Here is a 17,534-nt window from a genome sequence, read left to right on the forward strand (position 1 = left end):
TTCGTAATGCGTAACCCGGTTGCGCATTACGAAGCACTGAAAGACATGGAATATTGATTATGCAGGAAATCAACAACCACGTTCATTCGACCTATTCGTTCAGTCCCTACGAACCTTCGGAAATCCCCGCCAAGGCCAAAGCGGCCGGGCTGGGAACCGTCGGTATTATGGATCACGATTCCGTCTCCGGCTGCGCCGAGTTTCTCGACGCTGCCCGGGAAACCGGAATCGCGGCCACCGCCGGCTGCGAAGTGCGCGTCAACATGGACGGCACCTCGGTCGAAGGTCGAAAAACCAACAACCCGGACGAGCCGAACATCAGCTACATTGCGTTGCACGGAATTCCGCGGTCTCAGTTTGCGGCCGTCGAAGAATTTTTGAAACCGGTTCATGATGCGCGAATTTGTCGCGATCGCAAGGAGGTTCAAACGCTCAATGGAATTCTTCAGGAGCGCGGCGCGCCGACGCTGGATTTCAATGCGGATGTCGTTTCCATCTCCAAAGCGGAGCAGGGCGGGTCCATTACGGAACGCCATATTCTCTATGCACTGTCCTTGAAGCTGATTAATGCATTTGGAAAAGGCGAGCGACTGGTCGGGTTTGTCGAGGAGCGGATGCAGATTCCAATTCCTGGAAAACTCAAGGAAATGCTGCTCGATCTCGACAATCCGCACTATGCATACGACCTGCTCGGCGTGTTTAAATCCACGCTGGTTCCGGAATTCTTCATTCCGTCGGGGAAAGACGAGTGCCTGAATGTTCAGGACGTGGTTGATTTCGCCAATTCCATCGGCGCGATTCCCGCCTACGCCTATCTCGGCGATGTCGGCGAATCTCCAACCGGCGATAAAAAGGCCGAAAAGTTTGAAGACGACTTTCTCGACGAACTCGTTGCCGAGCTGAAAAAAATCGGCTTCAAAGCCATCACCTACATGCCGCCGCGCAACACCAAAGAACAGATGGTTCGACTGCAGAAACTGTGCAAAGAAAACGAGCTGATGGAAATCAGCGGCGTAGACATCAACAGCTCTCGCCAGAGCTTCAACTGCCCGATTCTGCTCGAGCCGGAATTCAAACATTTAGCTGATGCCGCCTATGCGCTCATCGCCCATGAAAAGCTGGCGTCGGAAGTTCCAAACCTTGGAATTTTCCATCCGGAAAACCCGAACAGTTTCCAAACCCTGGAAGAACGCATTGCATTTTATGCAGACATTGGAAAACGCATGGATCACACCCAGCCCGAAAAGGCGGTCGAACTGATCTAAAAGGAGAGTTATGACGAATTTAGAAATTGCACCGCGTTTGCGCGGACTGACATTTAACGGAGAGAAAGGCGACATTGTCGTCTTTAAAGAATCGATCGAAAACGCGGAAGTCACCTGCGCGGCAGATGAGCTGGCCGAAAAAGTAAAACCCGGCGTGCGCTCCGTGAGCGTTGAAGGCGTGGGCGGTTTTCTGATCGGTGAAGATTATGACGATGCCGTTAACGGCACGGAGAACGCACAGAAACTGACCGGCCGCGCTGCAGTCGTCAGCAACAAAGTCTGCGTCGTGACCGGCGGTGCTCAGGGATTTGGCGAAGGGATCGTGCGCGAGCTGATTGCCAACAACGCGATTGTCTTTATTGCCGACATGAATGTGGATGGCGCAAAAGCGTTGGCCGCTTTGCTGAACGAACAGGAAGGCCGTACGGTTGCTTTCGGTGTGGCCGTGAATGTGGCTGATGAAGACTCCGTGAAAGCCATGATGGATGAAATCGTCCTGACGGTCGGCGGCGTTGACCTGTTTGTCAGCAACGCCGGTGTGCTGAAAGCCGGCAGCGTTAAAGAGCTTTCACTGAAAGACTTCAAGTTCGTCACGGACGTCAACTACGTCGGTTTCTTCATTTGTACCAAGTTCGTTGCTCCGGTGATGGAAGCGATGAATAAGCCGACCGGACAGTACTACACTGATATTGTTACCATCAGTTCCAAGTCGGCTCTGGAAGGATCCAACAAAAACGGCGCGTACGCCGGTTCCAAGTTCGGTTCTGTCGGTCTCGTGCAGAGTTTTGCCAAAGAGCTGGTCGCGGACAACACGAAGGTGAACACGGTCTGTCCCGGAAACTTTTTCGACGGTCCGCTCTGGAGCGATCCGGACCGCGGACTGTTCGTGCAGTATCTCAACACCGGCAAGGTGCCGGGAGCGGAAACGGTCGCAGACGTGAAGGCTTTTTATGAAGCACAGGTCCCGATGAATCGCGGATGTTTCCCCAAAGACGTTACGCAGGCAGTGATGTACAGCGTTGAGCAGAAATACGAAACCGGGCAGGCTATCCCGGTTACGGGCGGGCAGGTGATGCTGAACTGATGTTATCGGTTGTCGGTTATGCGTTATCAGGAAGATAGCAACTGACCGAATAACCGTTTAACAGAAACTGATAACCTTTAACCAGTAACAGATAACTATACCCGGAGGGTAATTATGAAAACAAAAGCAGTAAGATTGTACGGCGAAAGTGATTTACGTCTGGAAGAGTTTGAACTTCCGGCGATCAAGGAGACGGAAATCCTTGCGAAAATCGTGTCCGACTCCATCTGTATGTCGTCCTACAAAGCGGCGACGCAGGGAACCAAACACAAACGTATTCCGAACAACGTTGCGGACGAACCGATTATTATCGGTCATGAGTTCTGTGGCGAAATCGTGGAAGTCGGTGCCAAATGGGCTGACAAATTCAAAGCTGGCGACAAGTTTTCCATTCAGCCTGCGCTGGTTGACGAAAACGGCCCGGTCGGCGTTCTGTCCGCTCCTGGATATTCCTACAACTACATCGGCGGTGACGCTCAGTACGTCATCATTCCGGAAGAAGTGATGACCAACGACTGTCTGCTGGCTTACAACGGCGATGCGTTCTACCTCGGCTCACTGGCGGAGCCGATGAGCTGCATTGTTGGCGGATACCATGCCAATTACCACACCACACCCGGTTCCTACGTTCATAAAATGGAAATCGTCGAAGGCGGTTCCTGTGCGATTCTGGCCGGTGTCGGTCCGATGGGGCTCGGTGCCATTGACTACGCGATCCACGCCGACCGCAAACCGTCGCTGGTTGTGGTGACCGATATCGACACCGCCCGCCTCGAGCGCGCCGCTTCCATCTTCACCGTTGAAGAAGCCAAAGCCAACGGTGTGGAGCTGATCTATGTGAACACCGCCGAAGAGGGCAAAGGTCCTGAATACCTGAAGTCCCTGACTCCGGGCGGCAAAGGTTTCGACGATGTGTTCGTCTACGCTCCGGTGGCTCCGGTTGTGGAGCAGGCCGACGCGATCCTCGGGTTCGACGGCTGCCTGAATTTCTTTGCGGGCCCGACCAATCCGGAGTTTGCCGCGAAGTTCAACTTCTACAACGTTCACTACGCAGCCACCCACGTGGTCGGAACCAGCGGTGGAAACACCGACGACATGCGCGAGTCGCTCGCCATGATGGAAGCCGGCAAGCTGAATCCGTCTGTGATGATCACGCATGTTGGTGGACTCGATGCTGTTATCGAAACCACGCTTAACCTTCCCAAAATTCCCGGCGGAAAAAAGCTGGTTTATACCGGCATTTCCATGCCGCTGACTGCGCTGGAGGAGCTGAAGGACAAAGATGATGACCTGAGCAAAGGTCTCGCAGAGATCGTTGAAAGACACAACGGGCTCTGGAGTCCCGAAGCGGAAAAATACCTGCTCGCAAACGCTCCGGCCATCTAAGGAGTCCGGCGGTTTCCAAACCTTGGAAGATTCATGGGTGCAGGCTCACCTTGCTTCCAGGGTTTGGAAAAAATGTTTCCAATCCTTGGAAACAGAGGGGCGTTCGGGCAGAGTGTTCGCATGGTTTACCGGGAAACAATTACCGTGGCGACAGCCGGACACCGTGATATGCACAATATTACGGATGCGGTTGCTGACGTGGTGGCTGAATCCGGTGTTTCAATCGGAACGGTGCATGTGTTCAATATCGGCAGTACGGCAGTGATTGGTACGGTCGAGTATGAACCGGGGCTGGAGCGCGATGTGCCGGAGTTTCTCGATAAGCTGATTCCGCCGGGCCGGAGTTATGGTCACGAACAGGCGTGGCACGACGGAAACGGTCATTCGCACCTGCAGGCAACTTTAATGGGGCCGGGTTTGACCGTTCCGGTGGAAGAGGGCCGGCTTCTTCTCGGAACCTGGCAGCAGATTTTTCATTTAGAGTGTGATATTAAACCCCGCTCCCGGGAGATCGTGATTACGGTTCAGGGAGAATAAAAAGGAATATTATGAGTTTCCCGAAAACTTTTTATCGTTGGCGCCCTCATCCGTGGCACGGACTGGACATCGGCAGCAAATTCCCTGATGTAGTCAATGCCTACATTGAAATGACGCCGTTTGATTCGGTGAAGTATGAAGTGGATAAAGCCACCGGTTATTTGCGGGTGGACCGTCCTCAGCTCACCTCATCGATGCCGCCTACGCTCTACGGATTTGTTCCGCGTACTTACTGCGGAGCCCGAGTGCACGCACTGTCTCCGACATCCAGTAAAGGGGACGGGGATCCGCTTGATATCTGTGTGATTACCGAGCGCCCGATTAACCGTGGCGAGGTGATTCTGCGCGCGCGCATCATCGGCGGTGTTCAGATGGTGGACGGCGGTGAGGCGGACGATAAAATCGTCGCGGTACTGCACGAGGACCGTTTCTGGTCGCATGTAAACGATATTGAGCAGATTCCTGAAGCATTGCTGGACCGCCTGCACCACTATTTTGAGACCTACAAACTGACGCCCGGCGGAGCAGCGCATGTGAAGGTCGTGGAAATGTACGGTCTGGAACGCGCTCAGGAAGTTCTCAAGGCTGCTGCTGAAGACTACGACGAAATGTTCGGCGGTTAATCTTTTCAGAGTGTTGTGTGCAGCAGAGATGCTGCACACATTTGTTTTTCGTTTGTCCCGTACATTTAAATGTATGGGATCCTTTAAGTCATAAACAAATGGTTGGCAGTGTATTGCAGCTGTTTGTCAGTGATTTTTTCCGTTCGGCAAGCCGTAGCGGTATGTTCGCGATCCGTTTTATAGATCTTCAGAGGTGATACCCACGATTTCCAGGAAACGGGTCAGGTCATCATTGCTGTAGTAGTCGATTTCGATGGATCCCTTCATCTTTTTGCCGTTGGCCAGTGTTTTGGTCGAGTTGACTTTGACGGCGGTTCCGAAGTGCTGGTGCAGTTTTTCGGACAGGTGGCGGATGTAGTCGATCGGCAGGTCGCTTTTCTGGGCGCGCGGCTTTTTCGGCGGCGCCTTCATTTTTTCGACGATTTTTTCGAGTGCGCGTACGGACAGGTTTTCGCGGACAATTCGCGTGGCCAGCAGTTCTTTTTCGACGTCGATATCCACGCTGAGAAGCACTTTGCCGTGTCCGGCGGAAAGCTGTCCGTTTTCGAGCAGTTTTTTGACGGAAGAGGGAAGCTCCAGCAGTCGAAGCATATTGGCGACGGACGCACGGGCTTTTCCGACACGCTTGGCGATTTGATCCTGTGTGAGGTCAAATTTATCGGCCAGCTCCTTATAGCCTGTGGCGGTTTCGATGATGTTGAGGTCGTCGCGCTGCAGGTTTTCAATCAGGGCGATTTCCAGCGCCTGCTGGTCATCGATGTCGAGGATAATGACGGGGACATCACTCAGCTCGGCGGCTGTGGCGGCGCGAAGGCGGCGTTCTCCGGCGATGACCTGATATTGTTTTCCTTTGGGGCGAACGAGCAGGGGCTGCAGGACGCCGTGTTCCTGAATGGAGGCGGTCAGTTCTTTGAGAGCGGTGTCGTCAAAGGTCCGGCGGGGCTGATCCGGATTGGCTTTTACCTTGCTGATTGCGAGCTTTGTGATGCCTTCGCTGTCGGGAGCAGGAGCTTCCGGCGGCGGTGCCGCTTTCGGAACTTCCTTAACCAATGCGCCGATTCCTCTGCCTAAAGCCTGTCGTTTTGCCATGATTTACCTCGTTATAAAGGGCAAACGAATACCACGAAACCGCTTATAAGGAAAAGAATTGTTTTTCTTGAGCGTGCTGTGGAGGAGGCATGCAGCAGTTGTGCGCCTGTTTCAGGCGTTAGTCCTTGTTGTTTGTCGGCGTGTTTAGCCGGGCGTGTTTTGCGTGATTTCTTTTTACCCGGATGTATTTCTGGAAGAACAGGGCGTTTGGAATGTTGATGTAGCCGCCATTCTCATCCAGAAGGACCGTATAAAACGTGTTAATGGCCAGTACGGTTCCGCAGATTTCATCCGGCATCACCTCGATGTCATCTTCGATTTTAAACGGGGAGGTGAAATAGATGATAATCCCCGCAAGAATATTGCCGACCAGGCTCCAGATGGCAAAGAAGGCGATCGCGGTTACCGCGAGGACGCCGGTTAGAGAAATCCAGACATTATGAAGGCTGATCTCCCACACGAAGAGCAGAAGCACTGCCGTCAGCAGGAGCGATCCCATGGTCATGAGCCGGCGAATTGCAAAGTAACGGGATTTGCGGATCCCGAACTTCTGCCGGGTTTTTCGTGCCGAGAGTTTGAGCACATAGAACAGTGCGTGTACCGCCACGACAACAATGATTGAAAATATCAGTTTTTTGATCAAAAGTGCGTTCATATCGAATCGGGTATGGGTTGGTTTTTGCTCGCTTCATCTTCGGAGGGCAACGTGTAGAAGCGGGTGGTGTTGTAGGCGAGGTCAATGTCCGGCTCGGCGGCAAAGGCGTCGAGAATCTCTTCCCACATCTGCTGTTCGGTTCCACGCCGCTGGCGTGGGTTGACGATATAGCGCACCGTGAGCATGACCCCGCTGTCCTTGACGGTTGTGTACACCGTCGGGGTCAGCGTCCCGGCGATAATCAGATATTTCCGTGCCGCGCGGCGGATCTGTTCCTGTGCGCCCACCGAAAGTGCTTCTGCATGCTTACGGCCAATCTCCGAAAGCAGCGCCTTGGCCTTTTTCCAGTTGCTTTCGAAGGTGACCATGACCGGAATTTCATTCCAGATATATTCGAAGCCGATGTTGTAATTGGACAGCGGCGAGCGCATCACCATGCTGTTGGGCACATGGACAATGCGACCCGTGCTTTGGTCGGCGTCCACCCAGTTGCCTACCTCGACGAGGCTGAACTCAAACAGGCGGATATCAATCACATCTCCTTTGACATGATCCAGTTCAATCCGGTCGCCGACCCGGAAGGGTTTGCGTGCTTCGATAAAAAAGAATCCGGCAATATTGGCAATCGTGTCGTGCAGAGCCACAGCCAGACCGGCACTGGCCAGCCCAAGGAATGTGCCCAGCGATGCAATCCCCTGGAACCAGATTGAGCCGATAATCAGAAAGATCAGGGTTGTATGTATATAGGTGGCGATCCTGCGGATGTGATAGCGCCGGCGGTCGTCCTGAACCCTGCTGTTGATCAGTTTGGATGCAATCAGACGCAGCAGCAGCAAAAATATTAATGCGAGCAGCGAAAAAACAATCTGCTCCATCATGCCTTCCGACAGGTTCCAGAATTTTGCATATGTCATCAGCATTGCAGAGTTTCCTTCCTGTTAAAACAGCTCCTGCTGTCCCGGTTTGCTTTGCGTCTTTTTAGGCGCAGACCCAATGATGGCAAGAAAAGCGGTTTCGTCGAGGACTTTCACTCCAAGAGCTTCGGCTTTGGTCCGTTTGGAGCCGGCTTTGGCTCCGGCGACGACGTAGTCGGTGTTTTTTGATACACTGGATGTGACCGAGCCTCCGCGTTTGCGGATTTCTTCGCCCGCTTCATCGCGACTCATACTTTCCATGGTGCCGGTCAGAACAAATGTTAACCCGGCCAGTTCGTCGCTGCCGCCTTTGGCGGTTTGCTCAAAATTAACGCCGGCGGCCTGGAGCCGCTCGACGAGTTCGCGGTTTTCCGGGGTCTGGAAGAAGTCGACGATGCTTTTTCCAACGATTGGGCCGATGTCGCGGATTCCTTCCAGGGTCTGAACGTCTGCGTCCATCAGTTTTCCAATGTTCGGAAAATTCTGCGCCAGCACGCGGGCTGAACCGGCGCCGACGTGTCGGATGCCGAGCGCGAAGAGAATACGGTCGAACGGGCGGCTTTTGCTGGCTTCGATTCCGGTGATGAGGTTGGCGGCTTTTTTCTCCTTGAATCCTTCGAGGCAGAGGAGCTGCGGTGTTTTGAGGTGGTAAAGGTCGGCGGGGCTTTTTACGAGATCGGCATCGACGAGCAGTTCGACGATGGATTCGCCGAGGCCGTCGATGTCCATGCCGTTGCGCGAGGCGTAGTGGGTGAGCCAGCGCTTGAGCATGGCGGGGTGGTGCAGGTCATCAATCCGCCATGCCACTTCGCCTTCTTTTTTGACCGGGTTGATGCCGAGTTCTTCGCAGGCGGCGTGCATGTTGAACGGCTGTTCAATGCCGGTACGTTTTCGTTTGCAGACCCGGACAATAGCCGGAATGATTTCTCCGGCCTTTTCGACGATGACGCGGTCGCCGACGCGGATATCCTTGCGGCGGATTTCATCTTCGTTGTGGAGCGTTGCACGTTTGACGACGGTTCCGGCGAGCTGGACGGGTTCGAGTTCGGCGACCGGAGTCAAAACACCGGTTCGGCCGATCTGGATGGTGATTTCCCTGAGTGTGGTTTCGGCCTGTTCGGGCGGGTATTTATAGGCGGTGGCCCAGTGCGGGAATTTGGCGGTTCCGCCGAGGTCGGCGTAGCGCGAGCGGTCGTTGATTTTGATGACGGCTCCGTCAATTTCATATTCAAACTCTTCGCGCATCTGATCGAGCCGGTCGATCTGTTTCCAAAGTTCGGAACCGGTTTCGCAGGTTGGGGCGAAGGGGGCGGTTCTGAAGCCGAACTGCTTGAGTGTAGCGAGCAGTTCGCTGTGCGTGGCGAAGTCGATGCCGTCGAGTGCTCCGGTGGCGTAGAAGACGATGTCGAGCGGGCGTTTGGCGACTTCGCGCGGATCGAGCAGTTTCATGGATCCGGCGCAGGCATTGCGTGGATTGGCGAAGGTGGTGAGACCTGCTTCCTGTCGTTGCTCGTTGAGTTCGGCGAATCCGGTGCGGGTCATATAAACTTCGCCGCGGACTTCAAAAACGGCGGGCGGATGGTCGGTGTTGAGTCGCAGCGGGAGGCTGCGAATGGTTTTCAGGTTCGAAGAAACATCATCTCCGCGTTCACCGTCGCCGCGCGTGAGCGCCTGCGCAAAGCGTCCGTGTTCGTAGCGCACAGAGATGGAGATTCCGTCGATTTTCGGCTCCAGAATGAATGGTCCACCGTGTTTGGCGGCGTAGGCCTCAACTTCTTCGCGGGTGAAGAGGTTGTCGAGCGACATCATCGGAATGGCATGCGGGGCGTTCCTGAACCCTTTGATCGGCTGGCCGCCGACGCGCTGGGTCGGGGAGTTGGGGTCGGTCAGTTCAGGAAACTGTTTTTCAAGGTCTGTAAGCCGTCGCAGCATCAGGTCGAATTCGCGGTCGGAGATTTCCGGGGCGGCTTCGACGTAGTAGAGGCGGTTGTGGCGTTCGATGTCAGCGCGCAGTTTTTCTATTTCTTTCTGCGCTTCAGTGGGGTTTAATACTTCGCTCATAAGGGTGGAAATTATCACGCAGGTTGACCCGATGAAAATTAAATTCTGGAAGATGCACGGTGCGCGGAACGATTTTGTTCTGTGCGACAATCGCGACGGCGGGTTCCCGGTTGATGACCGGGGGTTCATTGCCCGAATTGCGGAACGCCATTCGGGGATCGGTGCGGAGGGGGTGATTCTGATCGAGAAATCAGACCGCTCCGATTTTTATATGCATTTTTTCAATCCCGATGGAGGAGAGGCGGAAATGTGCGGAAACGGTGCGCGCTGTGCCGCGCGGCTGGCGTTTGAGCTGGGGGTTTCCGACCGGCAAATGACCATCGAGACCGCGGCCGGCCAGATTCGGGCACAGGTGTTGAAGCGCGGCGTGAGGATCTGGATGACTGCTCCTGTCGGCTGGAACCTGAATGGATCGCTGGATCTTGACGGGCGCATGTTGACCTATGGTTTTGTAAACAGCGGTGTGCCGCATGCGGTGATGCGCACCGGGGATGTCCAGGATGTGGATGTGGTGGGCATCGGTTCTGCAGTGCGGCGTCATCGCGATTTTGCCCCGGAGGGAGCCAATGTGAATTTCATGCAGATTATGCCCGAAGGGGATATTCTGGTGCGTACCTATGAGCGGGGCGTGGAGGCGGAAACCATGGCTTGCGGAACGGGCGTGACGGCCTGCGCTCTGGTGGCGGCGAAAAACGGATGGGCGGAGCTGCCGGTTCTGGTACATACCCGTAGCGGCGATATGCTGGTGGTCGATGGCGAGCTGACCGAGGATGGCGCGCGCGATGTGACGCTGACCGGCCCGTCCGAACATGTATTTGAGGGAACCATTCATTACGGAGAAGAATAATGGCAATTGAAGTTGGGAAAAAGGCTCCGGCCTTTACGCTGGCGGGAAGCGACGGTAAAAAACATTCGCTGAAGGAGTACGCCGGAAAAACCGTGGTGCTCTATTTTTATCCGCGCGACAATACGCCGGGCTGCACCAAAGAGGCCTGTGGTTTCCGTGATCTGCAGCCGGAGTTCAATGATCTGGATGCGGTTGTGCTGGGCGTCAGTAAAGACTCGCTGGATTCGCACGACAGGTTTATTGAACAATTCGATCTTCCGTTTGTGCTGCTCTCCGATCCCGAAACGAAGGTGATGCAGAAATACGGCGCCTATGGCGAAAAAATGCATTATGGGAAACTGATCACGGGGACGACTCGCACCACGACGATCATCGGTCCGGATGGAAAAGTTTCCAAACATTGGAAAAAAGTGCCGAAAGCGGAAGCGCATCCTCAGAAAGTGCTGGAATTCTTAAAGGAGCAGGCATAATGGAGACCGGTTTTTCGTTGGGCTCAAATGTTGGAGGTCGGCTGCGGCAGCTCAGTCAGGCCAAGACACTGCTCTTGATGGATCCGTTTGTGAAATTTGTCGATCAGTCATCGGTGTATGAAACGGAACCGGTCGATGTGAAGGACGAGTACCGGTCGATGAAATTCCTGAATGCGGTGCTAGTGGTGGACAGTCCTTATACTGCGGAAGAGTGGCTGCCGAAAATTAAGCGGGTGGAAGAGGTCCTTAAGCGGGAGCGGACGGACGACCGCAATGCGCCGCGCACCATTGATGTGGATATTCTCTTTTCCGGCGAAGAAATTGTCGACAGCGATCTGCTGCAGGTTCCGCATCCGCGCTGGTCTGAGCGGCGATTTGTGGTTGAGCCGCTCGCTGAGATTTGTCCCGACCTGACGTTGCCCGGCTCTAATGATTCTGTTTCGGATATTCTTGCCCGAATGCCTGCCAATGATGATGTCCGGCTCTTTTCTGAACGGTGGTAAGGAAGGCATTCGACCTTAGGATCCAGGCTTTAGAGCAAACTCATTTCCCGAGGCAGGCGGGCGCCTGCGATACGTTATTGATCCAGCCGCACGCCGATGCGGTAGAAAATCTGTTCGTCGGTGCGCTCGACGCGGTCGGTATAGCTGTTGGCCGGATAGGGCAGGTCTCCGGAAATATTGGTGAATGAACCCAATAATAGACTGTTGTTCAAGTCTACGTTATAGACGCGTCCTTCAACCGGATTCCATGTAATGATAACGCCTTCGCTGTTCGTGACCGGTGGGGAGAAGCTTGTGACCTCAAAGACTGAATCCGGGTTGGTTGGGTTGCATCCTGAAATGTATTCCGTCAGGTTGTCGGCTCCGTCGCCGTCTGTATCTGCTGTTGCCACCGCTCCCGTTGAAGAGGAGAAATACAGGTTTTCCCACTGGTCGGAAATGCCGTCGCCGTCCGAGTCGGATGGAATGCCGCTGATCAGCAGTGAATAGGTTTGGTCGCCTCCTGAATTGGGACTGGGATGGTTGTCGTAAAGCGCTTCATCACAATCGATGAGAACGGTGTATTGTCCGGCTACAGGATTTTCAATGTAGACCTGTTCCACATTATCCACGCTGTTTTCTGAATCGGTTGTGGCGATCCCGGTCGGGTTGGCATAACTGAGTTTGTAAGGGTAGTTGGTTCCTCCGTTGGGGTCGATCACCTTCAGGTCCAGGTCGTTGACGAGATCAGGGGTGCGATCGTCGCTGGCGGTAGTTGACAGTCCTGCCTGATCGGTCCAGCACAGAGTCACTTTCAGCGGTTCTATGCCGGTTGAGGCGATCGTGTAGGTGTCGCTCATATCCCCTGATGTAAGCAGGTCCTCAACGATTCGCTGTGTGCCGTTTTCGGCAACATCTTTCAGCAGGTCAGCAGCTGCTTTGGTATTCATCAGGCCCCAGCCGAATTTGTAGTCGGGGCCGGCGTTTCCAAGGTCATCAGCCGTGTGAATAATCAAACCTTTGAGTGTGCTGGCAAACATTGCTCCGCCGGCAAACAGTTCCTTGTAATATTCAACCAGCAGTGCGGCGGACCCACAGGCATTTGGAGAGGACATGCTGGTTCCCGACATGTAGGCGTAGTCCGAATTGTTGTCATTATCGCATGAGTACAGGCCATATCCGTTGGCGACAATGTCAGGTTTTATGCGTCCGTCATCCGCTGGCCCCCAGCTGCTGAATACTGTCATTCCAGCATTGCCTGTTGAACGCGAGCCCCCTGATACTGCGTCATAAACTGCTCCAACGGTCATCACATTTTTTGCAATGCCACTGAAAGATATGTTGTCATAGCCGTTTTTGTATTCGCCATCTCCTGGTTCGGGGCCATCTCCGTCGTCATTTCGGTCGTTTCCTGCTGACCAGAAGGGCAGGTAGTACTGAGCATCGGAGATCAGTTTGTCGAGGTCGCGGGCATAGGTATTGTATTGGCCGAACTCATCAAATCCATAGAAAACCCATTCGTAGGCAGATGAGGTCTCATTCCATTCATATTCCCAGCCTGTATAGTATCCATAAGAATGGTTTGAAAGGTAGATTCTGGTTGCTGATTCTCCCGGGGCGGTGGCTGCGGCAGAAGTCATTTCCGAGTAGTCCGAAGTCCAGTCATAGGAGTCGACCGAAATGGCTGGGGCCATTCCTTTGGCGCTGGAAACAACACCTAAGGCGGCAATGGTTCCGCCGACATGGGTTGCATGGTAGTGTGAGTCTGCACTGTTCTTATTGGTAATCCGGCTTCCGAATTCCTGATGGGTTGTCAGTACGGAACCGCCGTCCCAGATTCCGATCTTGATGCCTGAGCCATCCAGGCTGTAGGGCACGGTTTGCCGCACCAGATTGGCAGCGGTGGAGATGGCGGCATCTGCGTTGAGAGTCTTAATATAAAGAGGTTTTCCGTTCCGGATGGCGACGATCTCCCTTAACTGTCGGCCGTCGTCGACACGCACCGGAACATGATTGCTTTTTGCCCACGCTTCAGCCTCTGCGCGTCTGGTACGAGCCTCGCTGGCCAATTGTTCAGCAAACGCAGCGCGTTCTGAGGGGAATTCGGCGAATCGGGATTTTTGATCGGCGAAAGAGGAGGGGAGCATCCAAAGAAAGACCGAGCACATGGCGATGCTTTTTAACGTGTTTCGCTGCTTTTGTGTCATTTCATTCACGGTGCATCCTTCTTTGAAATTTATGTTAATCATCCTTATTAGCAGAATTGCATATAAGAGTATAGGCCGGATTTGCAGTACGTATCTTTATGTGATTGTCCGCACAGGTCCCGACCTTGACAACCCTTCCTCCTTCCTCTACACATGCCGCACGAAACCGTTCTTTTGATCGACCATTCGTGGCGTGTGACCGCATCGTTCGAAATGCGATTTCTTATCTTCTATTGACTGTAGATTGAGGGCTTATGACCTGGACCGCTTTAAAAATCAAATCTCTTAAGGGGAAACAGAAAATCACGGTAGTAACAGCGTATGATGCACTGAGCGGCGCATATGCCGATGAGGCTGAAATCCCGCTGGTGCTGGTGGGTGACTCGCTGGCAAATACAGTACTCGGCTATGAAACAACCCTGCCGGTGACCATGGATGAAATGATTCATCATACGGCGGCCGTATCGCGCGGCGTGCAGAATGCGCTGGTGGTTGGTGATATGCCGTTTATGTCTTATCAGGGCATGATCGGAACCGCGGTCGAAAATGCCGGCCGCTTCCTGAAAGAAGCCGGGGCTGATGCTGTGAAAATTGAAGGCGGGTCTATTCGGGCCGAACTGATCGAAACCCTCGTGGCCAACGGCATCCCGGTGCTGGGACATATTGGGCTGACCCCGCAGAGTGTTAAGGAATTCGGGGGGTTCAAAAAACAGGGGAAAACCGATGAAGCCGCCCGGAAATTAATGGATGATGCGATGGTGCTTGAGCAGGCCGGAGCATTTGCCTTGGTGCTGGAATGTGTTCCGGATGAACTGGCACAGAAGATTTCGGCGGCGTTGAAAATTCCAACCATTGGAATTGGGGCCGGCCCGCATTGTGACGGACAGGTTCTCGTTTTTACGGATTTGCTCGGACTGGGTCGCGGTCATGTTCCCGGTTTTGTAAAAAAGTATGCCGATCTGAAACCACAGATCCAGCAGGCTTTGGCGGCCTATAAGGCGGATGTGGAAGGTGGGAATTTTCCGTAAAACAAAAAATGGCGTGAAGCATAGCTTCTGCTTTTATGACCTGCACTTAAATTGGGGGAGGGCAATGCGAAGTCTGCGGTTTCTTTTTTTCGCTTTGTTGATGTCGGTTCTGTTTGCTGGAGCAGCTTACTCTGCACCGGTTGCCAAGACAGATATTCAGCGTGTTTTTGACAATTGGTCGGAACAGTCTCCCCATTTCAAGGGGATGGCGTCACCGTTTGTCAGGAAATCCTACAGCATTAAGACTATGGAGAAGCGACAATTCACCTCTTCATCAATGCCGTTTTATGCCATTGAGCTGGAGCCGGAAGGTTTTGTGATTATGAACAGCGATGACCGGCTCGCGCCTGTTCTGGCATACAGCGATACCGGTTCTCTGAACCTGGAAGATCTTCCGCAAAATGCATTTCGGGCTCTGCTGAAAAATTCGATGGAATACAACTACCGCACAGTAATGCGGATTTCATCCTTCACGGTTTTTCAGGATTCTCTTCAGCCACTGAAGGAGGTGGAGAACGCAGTGATGTGGACAGAGCTGTCTGTGGCGTCTGCTGATGGAGAGCCGGTGGTGTCAGGAATGGGGGGTGTGACGAACGGACCGTTTTTGACGACAACATGGGATCAGACCAGGCATTTCAATAAGTTGTGTCCGGATGATCCAGATGCCTCATACGGATATGATGATCACGTTCCGGCGGGGTGTGTGGCGGTTGTCGGTGCGCAGATTATGAATTATTACGAATGGCCGTATCGCGGATCCGGAAGCCACAGCTATACGGACAGCGATGGAAGTATCACCGGCTCTCACAGTGTGGTGTTTTCTGATCCGTACGACTGGGATAACATGCAGGACTACTATCGTTATTGGACTACCGAGCCGGAGGATGCGGTAGCTGCCGTTTCTGAACTGATTTATGAGGTCGGGGTTGCTGTGGATATGGATTATGAAAGTGATGGATCCGGTGCTTACACCAGCGATCTGAACGCGATGATGCCGCGGGCGTTTGGGTATGACAAAGGAACCTATATTTATGTTCCTGAAGCCCCAGAGGATGTGGCAGACCAAATCCGAGCGGATATGCTTGCTGGTCGACCTGCCATTGTGACCATACCTGGTCATGCAGTTGTTGCGGATGGGCATGTGGATGATGGTTTTTCTGAGTATTTTCATATTAACTATGGGTGGGGAATTCATACGAATAATTCCTGGTTTTTGGTGGATAATATTGCCGGGGATTCGGCAACTGGTTGCATCTCCGGGCTTTATCCTTCGCTGGTTGCTCTTAATAAAACAGAAGCTGGCCAGACCAATTATTCGCCGGATGTTTCTTTGGAATGGGCGATTGCCGACGTTAGAACCGCGGACGTACAATCGGTTTCTGTTCTTCAGCATGTTGTGCAAAGCAATACGTTTACCGATGCCGCCGAAGATTTTTCAAATTTTCCAAGCACATCCAGTGATTCAGTATACGATTGGGTCATCGACAGTGCTGGATATTCCGGCGACTGCTTTTATAAGAGCGTTAGTTATTACTTTGGTGAGAGTTATCAGATAGCGTATTAAATCTTTCGCACATTTGAATTGGGGTTCTCCCGGCTGGTAAAACCAGCCGTGTGTCAGCAAACACAAGGAGAACCAAATGGATAGAGACCAAAAGACGACGGAAGATACCACGAAAAAGATCATCGAAATTGACGACTCGGCTGTGCGGGGACATCTGCAGGAGCTGGTGAGAGGCTCCGTTGAGGAGACGCTCAACGGCCTGCTGGATGCCGAAGCGGATACCCTGTGCGGAGCAAAACGCTATGAGCGAAGCCCGGATCGGGTGGATTCTCGTGCGGGCCATTACGAGCGTGGACTGGAGACACAAGCCGGCAGTGTGAAGCTCAAAGTACCCAAGCTTCGCAGCATTCCCTTTGAGACACAGATCATTGAACGCTATCGTCGTCGTGAAAGCTCCGTCGAAGAAGCGTTGATGGAGATGTATCTGGCCGGGGTGTCGGTTCGCCGTGTTGAAGATATTACGCAGGCACTGTGGGGCACGCGAGTCAGCCCGGGAACGGTCAGTAACCTGAACCAAAAAGTTTATGAACGCATCGAGAAGTGGCGGACACGCCCGATTGATGGCGAGTATCCGTACGTCTATCTCGACGGGATCTGCCTGAAGCGCAGCTGGGGCGGCGAAGTGAAGAACGTATCGGTTCTGGTCGCTATTGGAGTCAATGCGGAAGGCTATCGAGAGATTCTTGGTGCCGCCGAAGGCGAGAAGGAAGACAAGGCCGGATGGCAAGCATTCTTGCGCGATCTGAAGGAGCGGGGGCTCAAAGGGGTTCGCTTGATCGTCAGCGATAAATGCCTTGGGTTGGTGGAATCGGTCGCCGAGGTTTATCCATCCGCCGACTGGCAACGTTGCGTGGTTCACTGGTACCGCAACATCTTCCAGAATGTACCGCGCCAGAAAGTCAAAGCAGTCGCTGCCATGCTCAAAGCAATTCATGCCCAGGAAGACCGCGAAGCGGCCTTGGAAAAGGCTCAGGCAGTCGTAGAAAAGCTAAAAGGCATGAAGCTGAACAAAGCGGCCGATCACGTGCAACGAACCGTAGACGAAACACTGAGCTATATGAGCTATCCCGAGGAGCATTGGCGGCGCATCCGCACCAACAATCCGTTGGAGCGGATTATGCGCGAGATCCGGCGACGTACCCGCGTAGTCGGCAGCTTTCCTGACGGACAGTCCGCGCTGATGCTGGTCGCAGCTCGTCTACGCCACATCGCAGGCACCAAATGGGGGACGCGCCGCTACCTGAACATGACCCGACTCTACGAACTGGAACAACTCAAGAAGAATGCCGCATAGGCGGCCTCGGGCTTCGACCCAACTCCGA

General features: G+C 53.5%; 16 protein-coding genes. 11 read left to right on the forward strand and 5 right to left on the reverse strand.

What is annotated here, in order from left to right:
- The first annotated feature begins 59 nt into the window (after positions 1 to 59).
- The 5 genes from GT409_RS11015 to GT409_RS11035 all read left to right on the forward strand — a co-directional run bounded on the left by GT409_RS11015 (position 60) and on the right by GT409_RS11035 (position 4,895).
- Positions 60 to 1,265, forward strand: coding sequence for a PHP domain-containing protein (locus tag GT409_RS11015; RefSeq protein ID WP_160629140.1), 1,206 nt, complete (start codon positions 60 to 62; stop codon positions 1,263 to 1,265).
- 10 nt (positions 1,266 to 1,275) lie between these two features.
- Positions 1,276 to 2,349 (forward strand): SDR family NAD(P)-dependent oxidoreductase, encoded by a 1,074-nt coding sequence (locus tag GT409_RS11020; RefSeq protein WP_160629141.1) that lies wholly within the window; start codon positions 1,276 to 1,278, stop codon positions 2,347 to 2,349.
- 114 nt (positions 2,350 to 2,463) lie between these two features.
- Positions 2,464 to 3,735, forward strand: a complete 1,272-nt coding sequence (locus GT409_RS11025; protein WP_160629142.1) for a zinc-binding dehydrogenase — start codon at positions 2,464 to 2,466, stop codon at positions 3,733 to 3,735.
- Between the two features lie 120 nt (positions 3,736 to 3,855).
- On the forward strand, positions 3,856 to 4,272 hold the full coding sequence (locus tag GT409_RS11030; RefSeq protein ID WP_160630103.1) for a secondary thiamine-phosphate synthase enzyme YjbQ: 417 nt from the start codon (positions 3,856 to 3,858) through the stop codon (positions 4,270 to 4,272).
- Positions 4,273 to 4,283: 11 nt separating this feature from the next.
- Positions 4,284 to 4,895, forward strand: coding sequence for an inorganic pyrophosphatase (locus GT409_RS11035; RefSeq protein WP_160629143.1), 612 nt, complete (start codon positions 4,284 to 4,286; stop codon positions 4,893 to 4,895).
- Between the two features lie 177 nt (positions 4,896 to 5,072).
- Here the strand turns inward: GT409_RS11035 and GT409_RS11040 are convergent, their stop codons facing one another.
- The 4 genes from GT409_RS11040 to ligA form a co-directional block, all read right to left on the reverse strand.
- A complete protein-coding gene (locus GT409_RS11040; RefSeq protein ID WP_160629144.1) occupies positions 5,073 to 5,984 on the reverse strand; it encodes a ParB/RepB/Spo0J family partition protein in 912 nt (303 codons plus the stop codon).
- A 118-nt stretch (positions 5,985 to 6,102) separates the two neighbouring features.
- On the reverse strand, positions 6,103 to 6,639 hold the full coding sequence (locus GT409_RS11045; RefSeq protein WP_160629145.1) for a mechanosensitive ion channel domain-containing protein: 537 nt from the start codon (positions 6,637 to 6,639) through the stop codon (positions 6,103 to 6,105).
- The gene (locus GT409_RS11050) at positions 6,636 to 7,559 is read right to left on the reverse strand and encodes a mechanosensitive ion channel family protein (RefSeq protein WP_160629146.1); all 924 of its coding nucleotides are present in this window, start codon (positions 7,557 to 7,559) and stop codon (positions 6,636 to 6,638) included. The genes GT409_RS11045 and GT409_RS11050 overlap by 4 nt, the downstream gene beginning before the upstream one ends.
- Before the next feature lie 18 nt (positions 7,560 to 7,577).
- Positions 7,578 to 9,614 carry an NAD-dependent DNA ligase LigA gene (ligA, locus tag GT409_RS11055; RefSeq protein ID WP_160629147.1) on the reverse strand — a complete coding sequence of 679 codons (2,037 nt, stop codon included), beginning with the start codon at positions 9,612 to 9,614 and terminating at the stop codon, positions 7,578 to 7,580.
- A 31-nt stretch (positions 9,615 to 9,645) separates the two neighbouring features.
- On the opposite strand from ligA, the gene dapF reads away from it, so the two are divergent.
- The 3 genes from dapF to folK are packed head-to-tail and all read left to right on the forward strand — an operon-like array spanning position 9,646 to position 11,434.
- Positions 9,646 to 10,461: a diaminopimelate epimerase gene (dapF, locus tag GT409_RS11060; RefSeq protein WP_160629148.1), complete on the forward strand. Its 816-nt coding sequence runs from the start codon at positions 9,646 to 9,648 to the stop codon at positions 10,459 to 10,461.
- Positions 10,461 to 10,931 (forward strand): peroxiredoxin, encoded by a 471-nt coding sequence (locus GT409_RS11065; RefSeq protein ID WP_160629149.1) that lies wholly within the window; start codon positions 10,461 to 10,463, stop codon positions 10,929 to 10,931. Before dapF ends, GT409_RS11065 begins: the two co-directional genes overlap by 1 nt.
- Entirely contained in the window at positions 10,931 to 11,434 is a 504-nt protein-coding gene (folK, locus tag GT409_RS11070) for a 2-amino-4-hydroxy-6-hydroxymethyldihydropteridine diphosphokinase (RefSeq protein WP_160629150.1), read from the forward strand. The genes GT409_RS11065 and folK overlap by 1 nt, the downstream gene beginning before the upstream one ends.
- A gap of 74 nt (positions 11,435 to 11,508) precedes the next feature.
- Here the strand turns inward: folK and GT409_RS11075 are convergent, their stop codons facing one another.
- A complete protein-coding gene (locus tag GT409_RS11075; RefSeq protein WP_233231660.1) occupies positions 11,509 to 13,620 on the reverse strand; it encodes a S8 family serine peptidase in 2,112 nt (703 codons plus the stop codon).
- A gap of 254 nt (positions 13,621 to 13,874) precedes the next feature.
- Here GT409_RS11075 and panB point away from each other — a divergent pair, with 254 nt between their 5' ends.
- The 3 genes from panB (at position 13,875) to GT409_RS11090 (ending at position 17,506) form a co-directional block, all read left to right on the forward strand.
- Positions 13,875 to 14,648, forward strand: coding sequence for a 3-methyl-2-oxobutanoate hydroxymethyltransferase (gene panB / locus GT409_RS11080; RefSeq protein ID WP_160629152.1), 774 nt, complete (start codon positions 13,875 to 13,877; stop codon positions 14,646 to 14,648).
- Positions 14,649 to 14,895: 247 nt separating this feature from the next.
- Positions 14,896 to 16,212, forward strand: a complete 1,317-nt coding sequence (locus GT409_RS11085; protein ID WP_160629153.1) for a C10 family peptidase — start codon at positions 14,896 to 14,898, stop codon at positions 16,210 to 16,212.
- Between the two features lie 76 nt (positions 16,213 to 16,288).
- A complete protein-coding gene (locus GT409_RS11090) occupies positions 16,289 to 17,506 on the forward strand; it encodes an IS256 family transposase (protein WP_160625940.1) in 1,218 nt (405 codons plus the stop codon).
- Positions 17,507 to 17,534 lie beyond the last annotated feature (28 nt).

The sequence above is a fragment of the Tichowtungia aerotolerans genome, from assembly GCF_009905215.1.
Lineage (GTDB): Bacteria > Verrucomicrobiota > Kiritimatiellia > Kiritimatiellales > Tichowtungiaceae > Tichowtungia > Tichowtungia aerotolerans.